This is a genomic window from Mesorhizobium sp. M1329 (genome assembly GCF_040318035.1).
Taxonomy (GTDB): Bacteria; Pseudomonadota; Alphaproteobacteria; order Rhizobiales; family Rhizobiaceae; genus Mesorhizobium.
In genome coordinates, this window is the sequence record NZ_JAMYLN010000008.1 from 192275 (window position 1) to 206422 (window position 14148).

Genomic DNA, 14148 nt, shown 5'->3' on the forward strand with positions numbered 1-14148 from the left:
TACCCGGCGTCAAGATTTGCGAGCGTCACAGAGATAAGGATAGGCAGTGCTGAGGAGCTCTTCTGCCCCACGCGCAGCCTCTACCAAATCGCCCGGCGTAACGGTCGACTAGTATCGATTAAGAGATCCCAAGTCAGATGCAACCTCGTCTCTGAAACGAGATTTCCGAAAATGCAGGTCAGTGGATTGGTAAAGCGCAGGTTCGTCGTCTCTCAGAGGCGTACGGGGTTCGGTGATTGTCTGTGGTCGCTGGCGGCCGCTTGGCGCTACGCTCAGCGGTCGGGACGAACGCTAGCCGTCGACTGGCGCGGGTCCTGCTATCTCGACCAACCCTTCACAAATGCCTTTCCGGTGTTCTTCCAACCGATCAATGACATCGCTGGCGTACCGGCTATTTGCGACGACCGGATCAACGACTTTTCCTTCCCGGGTCCATTCTTCCCGGAGTGGTGGAATAGGCCAGCGATCGACTGCCTTTACCGCCCAGATGAGCAGATTTTCCAAGAGCGCGACGAGTTGGGCGAGCTCTTTCAGGCCGAACACGATGTCGAAGCGAACACAGTAGTGTGTGACGCTTGCTTGATGTGGCGCTGCGATGAGGATGCCGAGCGGCAGGTCTTCCAGAGTGTCAAGCCTCGGTCTGAAATTCAAACACGCATAGATGCCATTTACCAAGAATGTTTTGAGGGGCACAGCATCATCGGGGTTCATGTTCGACATGGTAACGGTGAAGACATCATGGACCATGCGCCCTACTGGGCCGATCCGGAGTTCGCCGTTCGACAAGTGTGCACTGCGGTTGATAAGGCTAAAGCGTTGCCGCACCCCAAGCCTGTGCGGCTGTTCTTGTGCACGGACAGCGCGCAAATCCTTGATCATCTGTCGGCCAAGTTTCCCGATCTTCTCACCGTCCCCAAGCATTTCCGATCCGATCAAGACGGCCCCTTACACACTGCAGCACTTGGGATGGACGGCGCAATTTCCGCCCTCGTTGAGATGTATCTTCTCGGGCGCTGCGATACTGTAGTTCGGTTTCCTCCGACGAGCGCCTTTACACGATATGCACGCCTTTTCGTACCGCGGGTAATTGAGTTCGATCTGAAGGACCCAAGTCGTTTGATTTTGATAGAAGGCAGCCAAAGAGTCTCTCATCTTGATTAAGACCGCTACCTGGGCAATTCGGCAAATGGAACGAACAGGCATAGAGACATCGACCGCAATCCACGAGAGGCGGGCCATGGCATACGCTAAATGTCCCGCAGCTGCTCAGCTTGATCCGCAGGCTTGAGGATCCGGACACACTGCAGCAGTTCTTGGCTCCATTCGGGACTGTTGCCGACGTCGATGAAACCAACGGCCTTAGGGCACGAATACAGAATGACGAGATCATTCATCTGCGGCCGTCCGGCAACGCGCCAGAACTTCGCTGTTACTCGGAGCGCCGCAAGACCATCCTAGAGCGACGGCGGTCGTGACGCTGACGCTAAGGGCGCGGGCAATGACGTCCAGAGACGAAATCGAGGTTGTTTAATGAAAGTGGTTCCCGTCATCATCAGCGGTGGAGCCGGATCGCGGCTATGGCCCGCTTCGAGGCAATCGCACCCCAAACCTTTCCTTAAAGTAGCAGATGGACATTCTCTCATTCAGCACACTGTGCTGCGCGTCGGTTCGATAAAGGGCGTAGTGGAACTCGTCGCCGTGACATCTGGGGAACACCTCTTCCTTACCAAGGACGAGTTCGACGAACTAGATTCCGTGGTCCTGCCACGCACCTTTTTGCTCGAGCCTGAAGGCCGGGATACGGCCGCAGCCGTTGCGGCAGCCGCCATCCATGCCAAGGCAACGCAAGGCCCTGACGCGATTCTATGCGTCTTCCCAGCCGATCACATGGTTGGCAACCTGCCTGCATTTTTAGACGTCATGTGCCGGGCCATCGAACATGCGAAGCTCGGGCGGATCGCCACATTGGGCATCACCCCAACCAGACCGGACACGGCATTCGGCTATATCGAAGCGGATGGTGAGAAAGTCGTCCGTTTCGTTGAAAAACCGGATCTGGACACAGCCAAAGCCTATGTCGCGTCCAAGCGCTTCTTCTGGAACGCCGGCATTTTCTGCTTTAGCGCACAAACCATGCTCGACGAGATGGCATCGCATTGCCCCGCGGTGATCCAGGCCGCCTCCGACAGCTACGAGAACGGGCGCTTCAGTCAAGGCGAAGGCTTTGCCAAAATCGAACTCGCGCCTGAGCATTTCGGCTCCGCCCCGCGAATCTCGCTCGACCACGCTGTCATGGAGAAGACGAACAAACTTGCCGTGGTTGCCTGCGACATGGATTGGAACGACATCGGATCCTGGAACGCAATGGCCGATTTGATCGCCCCCGACGAAAGCGGGAACAGGATACGCGGCGATGTGCATATGGTCGACACGACCGGCAGCTATGTGAGCTCCGACAAGCGCGTCATCGGCACGGTCGGTGTCAGCGATCTGGTGATCGTCGATTCCCCGGACGCTTTGCTTGTCGCATCCCGCGACCGCGTTCAGGACGTCAAGAAGCTGTTCGAGGGCCTCAAGGCTTCAGGACATGAAGCTCACCTGGTCCATAGCACGGTACACCGGCCGTGGGGTACCTACACGGTTCTTGAGGAAGGCGAGCGCTTCAAGATCAAACGCATCGAGGTGAAGCCCGGTCGGCGGCTGAGCCTGCAGATGCACTATCATCGTTCGGAGCACTGGGTCGTGGTCAGCGGCTCCGCGAAAATCGTCAATGGCGAGCAGGAGTTGTTCCTGGCGACAAACCAATCAGCCTACATCCCCTGCGGCCATAAGCATCGGCTGGAGAACCCAGGCAGAATTGACCTGGTGATCATTGAAGTGCAGAGCGGCGATTATCTCGGCGAGGATGATATCGTTCGCTTCGACGACGTATATGGTCGAACGTAGATTTCACCGCATGACGAGAACGGTCAACGTGTCGCTGACTAATTACCACTAGGAAGGCCGTCTGCCCACTCAGGACCGGATGCTTGTGGAATCGGGAATTGACCAAGGCAGCGGCGAATGACCGCAATCGGCATCAGGGTGGGACAAATCAACCGGAAAAGACCGGAGAGCATAGTAACGCAACACAGTCCCACTGTCGAATAGCCTTTGATATTTCTGACTTTCCAAGCACCCTCAGGGCCCACCAAAATTATATCAATGGCTTATGGCCGACTTCGCTCTGAAGTGGGCCAAATCGACCTCGCTATCCCCGCAGCACTCAGTTCGATTGTTTTCTCATGAAAACGAGCAAGGACCGGGGGAGGGCGATCTTGTGCTGGCTTCTATGTCCAATCTTGCTCCTGTTCGTCGTCAGGTTGTGTGCAGCCACATAGCGCGGCTATCGCGAGGCTGGAAGGCCTCCGATCGATAGGTGCGGCGAACGGCGGCAACGAGGTGCGAATAGGATGGCTGAGCGTATGATCGAGAATACCGCAGTTGCGGTCTAGCGCGAAATGCAGCGTCTGTGACTCATCGGTCATTGCAGCGGGAAATCATGACCCTAAGCCGCCCTTCATCAGCCCACCAGCGCCCAGAAGAAGGCGAAGATCCGTCACAATGCCTACCTGTACCAAGGCTTCAAGCAGTTCACCGCGAATGTGAAGACCGCCAGCCATTGCTTCTTCATTTTCGGCCATTCGCTCGCTACGAATGACGACCACATCCTTAACCGCATAGCGCGTGGCAAGTTTCTGGCATCTATGGTGAACGAGCATCCGCGGATAACCAGCGGATCATGAACCACGCGAACGAGCTAGCGGTGCAGCGCAACGAAAAACGGCCGCTTGATGTCGTCTTTTATGATGCTGCTACAGTTCATGTCTGGGGTTTAGGCTTAGAAGCGGAATGACTGCCAACCAGGTCATCGAGCCGGAAACTGACCGGCCGGTCGGCCCAAAAATGACATTCAGTTGCCTCCAGCCTTTCGACACGAGCCACTTCACGATCTCGCGATTGCCAGCTAGCGGCTTGTTGCTCGAGCTGCGCGATCCTAGTCTGTGGTCGCTATGCCTCAGCAAGAAGAGTCCGGTTCCTAGCCGGGCGGAGGCGCAACGAGATAGCCAGCTCAGGACAAGGAGAGCAAGCCATGGTCGCTTTTACCCTCAATGGCGAGGCGCGAACACTCGACGTCGATCCAGAGATGCCGCTGCTCTGGGCGATCCGTGACGGCATCGGACTCACAGGAACGAAATTCGGTTGCGGCCTTGCCCAGTGCGGCGCTTGCACGGTTCACGTTAACGGCATGCCGACGCGCTCGTGCCAGACCGCAGTCGGCGACATCGAAGGAGCCTCGATCACCACCATTGAGGGCGTGTCGGGCAAGATCGGCGAAACGGTCCAGGCCGTGTGGGCCGAGTTCGACGTACCTCAATGCGGCTATTGCCAGTCTGGCCAGATCATGTCGGCCGTGGCCCTCCTGACAGAGACGCCGAAGCCGACGGACGATGATATTGATTCGGCGATGAGCGGCAATCTCTGCCGCTGCGCCACCTATCATCGCATCCGCGCGGCCATCCACGAGACCGCCAACCGGCTGGAGACTTGAGGCATGTTGCAGTTTCTCCCGAAGCATAATGCCGTGGGGCCCACGCGCCGCCAGTTCCTCCTCGGCACGGCCGTCACCACCGCGGGCCTCGCCGTGGGCTACCGGCTAATGATGGCCGCGCCCGCCAACGCACAAACGACGCCTGCAGCGGTCCAGGCGAACCCCTTCCAAACCTATGTCGAGATCACACCGGAGAACCGAATCGTCATCCACTCGTCGCAGTTCGAGATGGGACAAGGCTCCTATTTCGGCATCGCCACCCTGGTTATGGAAGAGCTCGACGGCGCCTGGGCGCAGGTCCACGTGGTCGGCGGATATGGCAATACCGCGCTCTACGGCAATCTCGCCTGGGGCGGGGCCGCGCAGGGAACCGGTGGCTCCACGTCGATGAGCTCGTCGTGGGAGCGCTACCGCAAGGCGGGTGCTGCCGCACGGGCCATGCTGGTGGCGGCCGCGGCGCAGCGGTGGGACGTGCCAGCCGGCGAGATCACAGTGGCTTCCGGGGTCGTGTCGCACGCCTCAGGGATGCAGGCGCGCTTCGGTGACCTGGCTGAAGCCGCAGCGGGAATGCCGGTTCCCGACGACGTGCCGCTAAAGCCGCGCGACAAGTGGGCCCAGATCGGATCGGACAGCCTCAAGCGCTACGATTCCGCCGGCAAGACCAATGGCGCGCAGACCTACACGATCGACCTCAAGATGGATGGACTCAATACGGCCGTTATGATCCATCCGCCGAAGTTCGGCGCTGAGATCGAGAGCTTCGACGCCTCCAAGGCCAAGGCACTCGACGGCATTGTCGATGTCGTCCAGACGCCGCGCGGCATTGCCGTGGTCGGCAGGGACATGTGGACGGCGCTCAAGGGCCGCGATCTCGTGGAGGTGACCTGGAACGAAGAGAAGGCCGAAAGGCGCGGCACGGCCGAGATCATGGCCGAATACACTAAGGCAGCAGACGATCCGGGCGCGGCCACCGCGCGCGACGACGGTAACACTCCCGCAGCGTTGGCCAGTGCTGAGAAAGTCATCCAAGGGCACTACGAATTCCCCTATCTTGTCCATGCTTCGATCGAGCCACTCAACGCGGCCGCCCGAATCAACGAAGACGGCACCATCGACGTCTGGGGCGGACACCAGATGCCCGACCTTTATCAGGCGGCTGCCGCTCAAGTAGGCGGCACCACGCCGGACAAGGTGAGGCTGCACGTGATGAAGACCGGCGGCAGCTTCGGCCGCCGAGCGGTCTCGGACGCAGATCTCATTATCGAAGCTGTTTCCACAGCGCGTGCACTGGGACCCGGCAAGCCAGTGAAGGTGCAGTGGACCCGCGAGAACGACATGCGGGGTGGGCGGTACCGGCCGGCCTATGTGCACGCAGTCGAGGCGGGGCTCGACAAGGAAGGCAATGTCGTCGCTCTCCATGACCACATCGTGGGCCAATCGATCGCGGGCGGTTCGCCCTTTGCGGCGATGATCGAGAACGGCATCGATCCGACCTCCGTAGAGGGCGCCACCAACCTGCCCTATGCGATCCCGAACCTGAAGGTCGAGCTGACCACCACGGACGTGAACATCCCAGTGCTGTGGTGGCGTTCGGTAGGCTCCACCCACACCGCTTACGCAATGGAAACCCTGATCGATGAGCTCGCCGCCGCTGCGAACCGTGATCCGGTCGACTTCCGCTTGTCGATGCTCGGTCACCATCCACGGCATGCCGGCGTGCTGAAATTGGCTGCTGAGAAGGCAGGCTGGGACAAGCCTCTGCCGGAAGGCCGTTTCCGCGGCGTGGCCCTGCATGAAAGCCTCTCGACTTATGTCGCCGAGGTGGTCGAGATCACCTTCAACGATGGAAATGATTTCAAAGTCGACCGCGTCGTCTGCGCGGTAGATTGCGGCACCGCGATAAATCCTGACCAGATCCGCGCTCAGATGGAGGGCGGTATCGGCTTCGGGCTAGGCGCGATCCTCCAGGAGGAGCTGACCCTGACGGGCGGTGTCGTAGACCAAGAGAACTACGACACCTATATGCCGCTCAGGATCGAGCAGATGCCGCGCGTCGAGGTGCACATTGTGCCGTCCGACGAGCCGCCCACGGGCGTTGGCGAGCCGGGTGTGCCGCCGATCGGCCCGGCCGTCGCCAACGCGCTACGGGCGGCGACGGGCAAGACGATCCGCAAGCTGCCGATCATAAAGAACTTGTCAGCATAGCCGGGAATGACACCATGAAAACGGCCGGATGAAGATCGCGGTCGTAGGTCGTTTTTGAACGCCTCCTGACAGGCGATCACCTCCATTCGCAATTTCCGGCGGCTGCCCGGTCCAATATCCGGTTTAGAGACGGTAACCCGTGTTCTGAACGACCGCAGACGGTCGTTGGTGCTGGTAGCACTAAAGAACCGCTTTCGAGACGCAAACGCCGCACGCAAATGTCTCGAAAGGGTCACGCTAGAGACTTTGTACCACCTAGTTGCATGTCTGCTATCGCTTTCTGGGCGCGAGAAGCGGCCGGTCCTCTGACGGCCCCATAACAGGACATTGATGTCTTCGCGCTGAGCGTCAGCAGTTGGCGCTACCGCGACCCTTCTCAGGAAGGCTGCACACCGACGCGATCTTCCTTTCGCCTTGCGCAAACCTCCCTTCCGAGTGAGGCGTTCAGTGCGTCGGCTTGGTGGACTGAGGCACTTCTGAGTGGGACAACAACATTGAAAAACATTGGAAAAGATTTGAATGCTCTGAAGTCCCACTGATCTCTTACCAATTGATTTTTATGGCTTTCTGAATACCCTCCGGGCCCACCAAAGTTTTTGATTTTATTGGGAAAAAGGGCCTCGGCCCAAAACGTTTTGGGCCATTATGGGCCCAACAACAAAGGGCGGCCGATAAACCCCCCTGCACCGGTCCGATTGAAACCATTCATTTGATGACGCGTAGCGGTGTCCGCTGCTTTATGGCGTCGCGTTTCGCCTCCCGCGCGTTGATCGCGCGGGCGATATCGACGGCCATCCGCTTCTTGTTGGCCTCCCGTACGTACGCGTCCGTCACCGTCATCGAGGAATGTCCCATCGCTTCCATGATGGCCCGTGCCTGGATGTTGCATTCGGCGAGATACGTGCCGAAGGTACGCCGGAGCCCGTGCAGGGTGTAGCCCTCCGGAATGCCGGCCTGTTTGTTCCAATGTGCCATCATGCCGGTGAGGCTTTTTTCCGCAAACGGACGCCCATAGGCATTCCTCAATACCGGTCCACCTTTCGAACGGTCTAGCGGCTCCAGAGCCTGCGCCAGCTTGTCCACGACGGGAATAAACACTTCCCTGCCGCCGTGGCGGTTTCGGTTCTTTTTCTGCCGGAACTCGAAGGCCTCGATCAAAACCAGCGAGCCATCGAACAGTTCGATTTCCTCGCTGACCAGATCGTCCCATTCCAGTGCGGCGATATCGCCGCGTCTATTCCCGAGCCAGAAGCCGAGGGCGTAGCAGGTGCGCGCCGCCGTGCCGACCGCATGGCGCGACTCGAACTTTTCACGAATGGCCATCGGCCACCCGGGATTGGCCGTCGATTTGGGTATGCGAACGCGAATTGACAGCGAAGGATCGTCCTGCGGCTTGATCCACTTCTCAACGTCAATTGCCACCCAAAGGAGCTTTTTGATCGCTACCAGCAGATGCTTTGCGACTGTCCGTCTGGTGCCAAAGACACCCTCGATAATTGCTCGCAGACGGTCGGCATCGAGATGCTCGACCGGCGTGTCGCGCCAGGTGAGCGGATAGGCGGGATCGACCTTCATCTCAAGGAAGCGTTCAATAAGCCGAGCATTCTTCTGCTGGGTGGCTTGGTCGAAGTCCAGCCATTCCATCGTCGATTCAAGCCGGCGGGCAGCATGACCGAAAGTCTTCGGCAACGCCCGTCCAGGCAAGTCGATGATGACGCCCTTTTGACCTTGGCCTTGAGTTGCCCGTTCATAGGCGGCCTCGAATTCTGGATCACCTGGCCGGCCTGGAAGCCGAATTTCGGGCATTCCCTTGCCGCGGTAACGATAGACGAGCTTACCGCTTTTTAGGCGCGACGAGACTCCGGGATATTTGTCATCCTTGAATGGCCGGCCCATTAAGCCCTCCTTCCAGCTTTCTGCTGTTCCAAGCGCCGGGGCACCTCGATCGTCGCCGGAGGCGAAGGGGTTTTGCGCTCCATAGCGACCCGAAGGAGCAACGGGTAAGGGAAGCCCCTGCCTTGCTCAATGCCTTCAAATGTGCGCTTGGGTATTCCAAGCACCTTGGCTGCGGCTTCGGCCGTGAATCCTGCCTTGGCGCGCCACGTTTTCACTTCTTGCGCAAGCTTTTCACGATCGTTCACGTCGCGTGTTCCGTCCGAGCCTGCGACTTTACTACGCCAGCAGCGTATGCGCAAGGTGTCTATCTTATCTCCTAGCTTCCTTTTTGCTCCGCTCTAAAAGCTGTCGCAGACCGTCGTTTTTGTCGGGTAACGAGGTGAACGCGATATCGAGCGCCACACGGTCCCAGACGGCCCGACTGTTGATGTGTTTAGGTCTCGGCATGCGCCCGTCAGCAACCATCTCTTCGAAAAGCGTCGATCCGACACCGACGTAGCGTGCGGCTTCGTCGCGAGAGAGTCCTCTCGGCGGGTAGGAGATCGCGTCACTCTTCATAGACGCCGCCTCCGAGATATCGGCGCGCAAAACCCGCAGCCGCGCGAAGCCAAAATAGGCAGTTGCTTCGGCTGCTTCGTGGCAAAGAAACAGGGCCATGTTGCCATGAGTGCAACCAGATCCGCATATCCATATCATCCCAACAGGGCGAGATCGTCCTGCCATAATAGGATGTGGTTTTGTGCGGAAGCTGCCTAAGTAGTTCGTTCGGCAAAAGCGAACACCGACGTGTAAATCGGACAAATGATATGCCACAGAATATTCCGCTGCAAATGTGGGGGGCCGAGTCGTTAGACCGCTACAAGCGTTCCCCACAGCGAACAAACCGGGAAGAAACACGTGGGAACCGATGGTATCGGGTGGCTACAGCCAAAGCCAACGCTCCGAAAGCGTTCCGTTCACATATCGGGCAGCATCCTAGTGGAATGAATGTGACGGTCGAGTCCGAATGTGGATTCCCGTCGGCGGTTTTGCGTGCGAGTCTTGAGGATGCGCACCGGGATCGTTGTCACAGTGACCGCCGCGGACCGTGACCGGCTGGAAGCCATTGTTGCGGACCGCAACAGCCCTCAGAAGCACGTCTGGCGCGCCAGGATCGTGCTGGCCACAGCGGATGGGCTCGGCACGATGGCGATCATGCAGAACACGGCGATGAGCAAGACGGCGGTCTGGCGTTGGCAGGAGCGGTTTTGCGAGGAAGGCGTCGATGGCCTTCTGCGCGACAAGACCCGGCCCTCGCGCGTCAAGCCCTTTGGGCCGGAAGTGGCCGGACGGATCGTCGCCCTGACGCTGGCCGAACCGCCGGGCGAGACGACCCATTGGACCGGCCGCGCGATGGCGAAGGCCGCAGGCGTGAGCCTTTCCTACGTCCAGCGCGTCTGGCGCTCGCACGGGCTTCAGCCGCACCGCATCCGAACCTTCAAGCTCTCCAACGACCCGCAGTTTGCGGCGAAGGTGCGCGACATCGTTGGACTCTACGTCGACCCGCCGGCCCATGCCGTGGTCCTGTCGATCGACGAGAAGAGCCAAATCCAGGCGCTGGATCGCACCCAGCCGGGATTGCCCATCAAGAAAGGCCGCGCCGGCACCATGACCCACGATTACAAGCGGCACGGAACCACTACCCTCTTTGCAGCTCTCGACGTGCTGGAGGGCAAGGTGATCGGCCGGTGCATGCAGCGCCATCGCCATCAGGAATTCATCCGCTTCCTCAACGCCATCGAAAAAGCCGTGCCGGCGAAGAAAGCCTTCCCGTCATCCCCGCGTCACCTTCCACTTCACGCCGACCAGCGCCTCATGGCTGAACGCGGTGGAGGGGTTCTTCGCCGCGCTGACCAAGCGACGCCTCAGACGCGGCGCCTTCGTCGGCGTCGTCGATCTGCAGGCCGCCATCAACCGATACCTCGCCGACCACAACACCGACCCCAAACCCTTCCGCTGGAAAGCCGACCCCGACAAAATCATCGCAGCCGCAAGCCGAGGGCACCAGACGTTGGATTCAATCCACTAGTCAGAAGCGCCTCGCATCCGTGGAAGCTTTGCCGTGCATCGGTTTCCGAGATTCCGATCTGCCGTGCACTTGTCGGTCTGTGTCGTCGTCATCCATTTGAGCACCTTCAAGCCCAAAGTTTCTGACCGGGGCTTTGTTCCCAAAGGCGGCGCTGAATTCTGGGAGGTAGAGTCATTACCGCGTAACCAGATACGGACGGAGACGAGTTTAAGGGCAACGAGGGTGTTTTCTGCCAGCTTGTCATATCGACTTGCGATGCGACGCCTTTGTGGAAAGGGAGAGGCCTTGTCAGTTCGTGGGTTTCCAATGTCGCGCCAGGCGCTGTGCTTCGGCGATCTGGTCGGGAGACATTTTCTGGCGGCCCCATCCCTGTTCAGAACCGCAACCTCGTGCCCCTGCGCCGCCGCTAAATTGGACCACATGTATGCAAGCACGTAGTCCTGCGGGACGCCTTGGCCGGTAGCATACAAAAATCCGAGTTCGAACTGAGCATAGACATGGCCATGTCCGGCCGCCAGTCGATATAACTTTGCCGCCTCGGCTGCGGGACGGCTTGACCGTTGGCGACCATGTAACCGAGGAAGTATTGGGCCTCGGCATTGCCTTGTTCGGCCGCCAGACGATACCACTTTGCCGCCTCGGCACGGTCCTGCGGGACGCCTTGGCCGTTGGCGGTCATATAACCGAGCAAGTATTGGGCCTTGGCATTGCCTTGTTCGGCCGCCAGACGACACCACTTTGCCGCCTCGGCATAGTCCTGCGGGGCGCCATGGCCTTGGGCATACAGGATCCGGACAAAGCTGTGCTCCGGCCGGTTCTGGTCGTTTTCAGTGTCTACTGCTTTGTGGCCCCGGCGTACGAAATGCGCCGCGCAGGAACTTTGTTCCATGCAGGGTGTGATTTTTGGTGTGGGAAGAACTCGCAGAATGCGATATAGGGCAAATTCAATAATTACCAAACAGTTTGACGTATAGACTGGCTTAAATTTTTGTTAAGTGGCAGATTATTGAGTCAAGCGGTGAGCCGCTACTTGACTTGTTACTCAGTCTCTGTGCATAAGATGAGTGCCGTTGCTCGTTCCACAGAGAACGACGCCACGGGGTTTCGACCTCGTGGCGTCAACTCGCGGAACGAGAGATGATAGGACACGGTGTCGGGGACGGCCGCATCCGCCGACAGCCGCACGTGGAACTTGCTGTCGGTTGCCGAAAATTGTGGCAATCCGGACAGACCCGTCGAAACAGGGTGTAGGCTTCCGCCCCCTGGGTCACAACCGCTGTTTGCAGGGTGGCCATGATCTTCTTGCCGTCGTCGATCGACAGGCCCAGGTCTCCTTCACGCAGACGCTCATCGCTTTTGTCGATCCGGACCTCTCGGCGACAGATGTCGCCGAATTCGTTCGTCCCTTCGATCGAAATCGTCCACTCCATTCCCATCACTGATGGCCCAGTCGACGCTAACAAATCGTGGCCGCGCTCACCCCAGAGAAGTTACCGGTCTCCGCTGCACTAATGGGCGGTGTAAGCTCCGTCGACCAGATGGTAGCTCCCAGTGATAAAGCTGGCCTGGTCGGACAACAGGAAGCACACAAGAGCCGCTACCTCTTCCGGTTTCCCGCGCCTGCCCATCGGCTGAAGACCCGCCATGCGCCGGCTGGCTAATGCCTCCATTTGCTCCGTTAAAAGAGGCGTTTCGATCCAGCCGGGGCCGACGACATTGATCCGGATGCCCATCCTAGCATATTCAATCGCCGCAACCTTGGTTAATCCAACGACCCCGTGTTTCGCTGCCGTGTAAGCGGACGCAGTTGGCAAGCCGACGGAACCGAGAACAGAGGACATGTTCACGATGGCACCTCCGCCTCGATCCAGCATCGCGGCGATTTCGTACTTCATGCTGTAGAAAACGCCATTGAGATTAACGTTTATCAGTTTGTGCCAGTTGTCGAGCGGATAGTCTGCCGTTGCTTTTCGAATGCCGTCGATACCTGCATTGTTTACCGCCATATCCAGTCCGCCGCATTTCTGGACAGTAAACTCGATCAGCTTTTCCACTGCTGCCGCATCCGTGACATCTACCGCAAAGTCGTAGGCCCTGCCTCCTTGCGAGCTTATTTCGGCGGCTGTGCAGCGCGCGGCCTCGGCATCAAGGTCGGCGACAACAATCTCGGCTCCTTCTTGCGCGAGTTGCCGTGAAACAGCCGCACCTATTCCGGAGCCTGCGCCGGTCACAATCGCGACTTTACCATGGAAGTCAGGCTTCATCGGCTCTGTCCTATGCCATTTCTGACATAACCGAACAGAGGCAGACGGTCATCGCAAGAAGTTTCGCTCCAATTCGCTTGTTTAATCCTGTGAATTCATTTTTGCCACCACACAGCGAGACTTGGCCCGCAGGCCTTGGAATGGTAGAGACGAGGGCGGCGGTAGATGACCAGTTTCCTAGCAGGTACAAATGGAAGAACACCACATTGCGCGCCGGGGGCTCGTGCTGGGTAGTCTGGCTCTGATGATCTCCGGATGCACGTCGATTTCATCCGCGTTCGGACCAAGGCGTGGCCTGAATCCTCGTTACCGACGGCAGCATGTGCGGTACGACGGAAACGAGCCGGCCGGAACGATCGTCGTCGATACTTCGCACCGTTTTCTCTATGCCGTCGAGTCTGACGGGTGGGCGACGCGCTACGGCGTTGGCGTCGGCGAGCAGGGACTTTCGTTCAAGGGTACAGCGACCGTCGGCCGCAAGGCGGACTGGCCGTCGTGGACACCCACCGCCAGCATGATGCAGCGCAAGCCGCGCCTGGTGCAGTATGCAGGGGGGGTCCCTGGCGGACCAAACAACCCGCTTGGTGCGCGTGCCCTTTATCTCTATCGAGACGGGCGCGACACCCACTTCCGGATACATGGTACAAACGAGCCATGGACGATAGGCACAGCGGTATCGAACGGGTGCATCCGTATGATAAATGACGACGTCATTGACCTCTACGACCGTACTCCTTTGGGCACGACTGTGGTGGTCGTTTGATGGTGGGCAGGCCTGATCTCCGTTGGATGGTGAACCCTGCCAGCACGTCACCGCAAAGGTGTCGCCGGCAACCGGGTGCCAACTGTGTCATTTCTGCACTAGGCGTTGGTGTAGATCGCAGCTAACTTCGTGGGGCTGCATATCGTTTTAGTTGTGGCGATTCTATAGGCTATTCCGCCCCCGGGGAAAGGATTGCTTGATGAACAGGATATTGATTGCAATGGTTGCTGTGCTCGCCGTTGCCAGCCTGAGCGGCTGCGCGAACGACTGGATCGGCAAAGGAAAGGGTAAGGCTCCGGCACCCGCTCCGGTAGAGCAACCAGTGATTAAGTAAGGACCGGCTTGTATGGGGAAGGGGTGC

The 14148-nt window shown here is 58.8% G+C and carries 15 protein-coding genes and 1 pseudogene; 10 read left to right on the top strand and 6 right to left on the bottom strand.

Translation table 11 applies throughout. From position 1 onward, the window contains the following. Window positions 1-171 precede the first annotated feature (171 nt). The 6 genes from NKH21_RS10975 to NKH21_RS11000 all read left to right on the top strand — a co-directional run bounded on the left by NKH21_RS10975 (window position 172) and on the right by NKH21_RS11000 (window position 6796). The gene (locus tag NKH21_RS10975) at window positions 172-1161 is read left to right on the top strand and encodes a nodulation protein NodZ (protein WP_352517223.1); all 990 of its coding nucleotides are present in this window, start codon (window positions 172-174) and stop codon (window positions 1159-1161) included. A 152-nt stretch (window positions 1162-1313) separates the two neighbouring features. Next, window positions 1314-1475 carry a hypothetical protein gene (locus tag NKH21_RS10980; protein ID WP_352479197.1) on the top strand — a complete coding sequence of 54 codons (162 nt, stop codon included), beginning with the start codon at window positions 1314-1316 and terminating at the stop codon, window positions 1473-1475. Window positions 1476-1530: 55 nt separating this feature from the next. Further along, on the top strand, window positions 1531-2946 hold the full coding sequence (locus NKH21_RS10985; protein WP_352479100.1) for a mannose-1-phosphate guanylyltransferase/mannose-6-phosphate isomerase: 1416 nt from the start codon (window positions 1531-1533) through the stop codon (window positions 2944-2946). Between the two features lie 665 nt (window positions 2947-3611). Further along, a complete protein-coding gene (locus tag NKH21_RS10990; RefSeq protein WP_352864940.1) occupies window positions 3612-3785 on the top strand; it encodes a hypothetical protein in 174 nt (57 codons plus the stop codon). 347 nt (window positions 3786-4132) lie between these two features. Next, window positions 4133-4591: a (2Fe-2S)-binding protein gene (locus tag NKH21_RS10995; RefSeq protein WP_352467057.1), complete on the top strand. Its 459-nt coding sequence runs from the start codon at window positions 4133-4135 to the stop codon at window positions 4589-4591. A gap of 3 nt (window positions 4592-4594) precedes the next feature. After that, window positions 4595-6796, top strand: a complete 2202-nt coding sequence (locus NKH21_RS11000) for a xanthine dehydrogenase family protein molybdopterin-binding subunit (RefSeq protein WP_352855634.1) — start codon at window positions 4595-4597, stop codon at window positions 6794-6796. A 705-nt stretch (window positions 6797-7501) separates the two neighbouring features. On the opposite strand, the gene NKH21_RS11005 is transcribed toward NKH21_RS11000, so the two are convergent. Further along, window positions 7502-8440, bottom strand: coding sequence for a tyrosine-type recombinase/integrase (locus tag NKH21_RS11005; RefSeq protein WP_352864865.1), 939 nt, complete (start codon window positions 8438-8440; stop codon window positions 7502-7504). 24 nt (window positions 8441-8464) lie between these two features. Here NKH21_RS11005 and NKH21_RS11010 point away from each other — a divergent pair, with 24 nt between their 5' ends. Next, complete coding sequence (locus NKH21_RS11010; protein ID WP_352864868.1) at window positions 8465-8644, top strand: hypothetical protein; 180 nt, start codon at window positions 8465-8467, stop codon at window positions 8642-8644. A gap of 47 nt (window positions 8645-8691) precedes the next feature. Here the strand turns inward: NKH21_RS11010 and NKH21_RS11015 are convergent, their stop codons facing one another. Together NKH21_RS11015 and NKH21_RS11020 are read right to left on the bottom strand one after the other, a co-directional pair. Next, complete coding sequence (locus NKH21_RS11015; RefSeq protein ID WP_352864871.1) at window positions 8692-8937, bottom strand: helix-turn-helix domain-containing protein; 246 nt, start codon at window positions 8935-8937, stop codon at window positions 8692-8694. Between the two features lie 64 nt (window positions 8938-9001). Beyond that, window positions 9002-9250: a helix-turn-helix transcriptional regulator gene (locus NKH21_RS11020; RefSeq protein ID WP_352864943.1), complete on the bottom strand. Its 249-nt coding sequence runs from the start codon at window positions 9248-9250 to the stop codon at window positions 9002-9004. 489 nt (window positions 9251-9739) lie between these two features. Between NKH21_RS11020 and NKH21_RS11025 the strand changes: the two are divergent. Further along, window positions 9740-10760, top strand: a pseudogene (locus NKH21_RS11025) (IS630 family transposase). On the opposite strand, the gene NKH21_RS11030 reads toward NKH21_RS11025, so the two are convergent. The 3 genes from NKH21_RS11030 to NKH21_RS11040 all read right to left on the bottom strand — a co-directional run bounded on the left by NKH21_RS11030 (window position 10757) and on the right by NKH21_RS11040 (window position 13024). Next, a complete protein-coding gene (locus NKH21_RS11030) occupies window positions 10757-11230 on the bottom strand; it encodes a hypothetical protein (protein ID WP_352864873.1) in 474 nt (157 codons plus the stop codon). The pseudogene NKH21_RS11025 and the gene NKH21_RS11030 sit on opposite strands and share 4 nt — an antisense overlap. Continuing rightward, window positions 11167-11649, bottom strand: coding sequence for a tetratricopeptide repeat protein (locus tag NKH21_RS11035; protein WP_352864876.1), 483 nt, complete (start codon window positions 11647-11649; stop codon window positions 11167-11169). Before NKH21_RS11035 ends, NKH21_RS11030 begins: the two co-directional genes overlap by 64 nt. 619 nt (window positions 11650-12268) lie before the next feature. Continuing rightward, complete coding sequence (locus NKH21_RS11040; protein WP_352864878.1) at window positions 12269-13024, bottom strand: SDR family NAD(P)-dependent oxidoreductase; 756 nt, start codon at window positions 13022-13024, stop codon at window positions 12269-12271. Between the two features lie 190 nt (window positions 13025-13214). Between NKH21_RS11040 and NKH21_RS11045 the strand changes: the two genes are divergently transcribed. Beyond that, window positions 13215-13787, top strand: coding sequence for a L,D-transpeptidase (locus NKH21_RS11045; RefSeq protein ID WP_352503876.1), 573 nt, complete (start codon window positions 13215-13217; stop codon window positions 13785-13787). Between the two features lie 199 nt (window positions 13788-13986). Then, on the top strand, window positions 13987-14121 hold the full coding sequence (locus NKH21_RS11050) for an ABC transporter (protein WP_352503875.1): 135 nt from the start codon (window positions 13987-13989) through the stop codon (window positions 14119-14121). Window positions 14122-14148: the final 27 nt, after the last annotated feature.

Excerpts from the sequence above, each read along its gene's own strand:
- NKH21_RS10975 (WP_352517223.1), top strand. The coding sequence starts at position 172 with ATGCAGGTCAGTGGATTGGTAAAGCGCAGGTTCGTCGTCTCTCAGAGG.
- NKH21_RS10985 (WP_352479100.1), top strand. The coding sequence starts at position 1,531 with ATGAAAGTGGTTCCCGTCATCATCAGCGGTGGAGCCGGATCGCGGCTA.
- NKH21_RS10995 (WP_352467057.1), top strand. The coding sequence starts at position 4,133 with ATGGTCGCTTTTACCCTCAATGGCGAGGCGCGAACACTCGACGTCGAT.
- NKH21_RS11000 (WP_352855634.1), top strand. The coding sequence starts at position 4,595 with ATGTTGCAGTTTCTCCCGAAGCATAATGCCGTGGGGCCCACGCGCCGC.
- NKH21_RS11005 (WP_352864865.1), bottom strand. The coding sequence starts at position 8,440 with ATGGAATGGCTGGACTTCGACCAAGCCACCCAGCAGAAGAATGCTCGG.
- NKH21_RS11010 (WP_352864868.1), top strand. The coding sequence starts at position 8,465 with ATGACCGAAAGTCTTCGGCAACGCCCGTCCAGGCAAGTCGATGATGAC.
- NKH21_RS11020 (WP_352864943.1), bottom strand. The coding sequence starts at position 9,250 with ATGAAGAGTGACGCGATCTCCTACCCGCCGAGAGGACTCTCTCGCGAC.
- NKH21_RS11035 (WP_352864876.1), bottom strand. The coding sequence starts at position 11,649 with ATGGAACAAAGTTCCTGCGCGGCGCATTTCGTACGCCGGGGCCACAAA.
- NKH21_RS11040 (WP_352864878.1), bottom strand. The coding sequence starts at position 13,024 with ATGAAGCCTGACTTCCATGGTAAAGTCGCGATTGTGACCGGCGCAGGC.
- NKH21_RS11045 (WP_352503876.1), top strand. The coding sequence starts at position 13,215 with ATGGAAGAACACCACATTGCGCGCCGGGGGCTCGTGCTGGGTAGTCTG.
- NKH21_RS11050 (WP_352503875.1), top strand. The coding sequence starts at position 13,987 with ATGAACAGGATATTGATTGCAATGGTTGCTGTGCTCGCCGTTGCCAGC.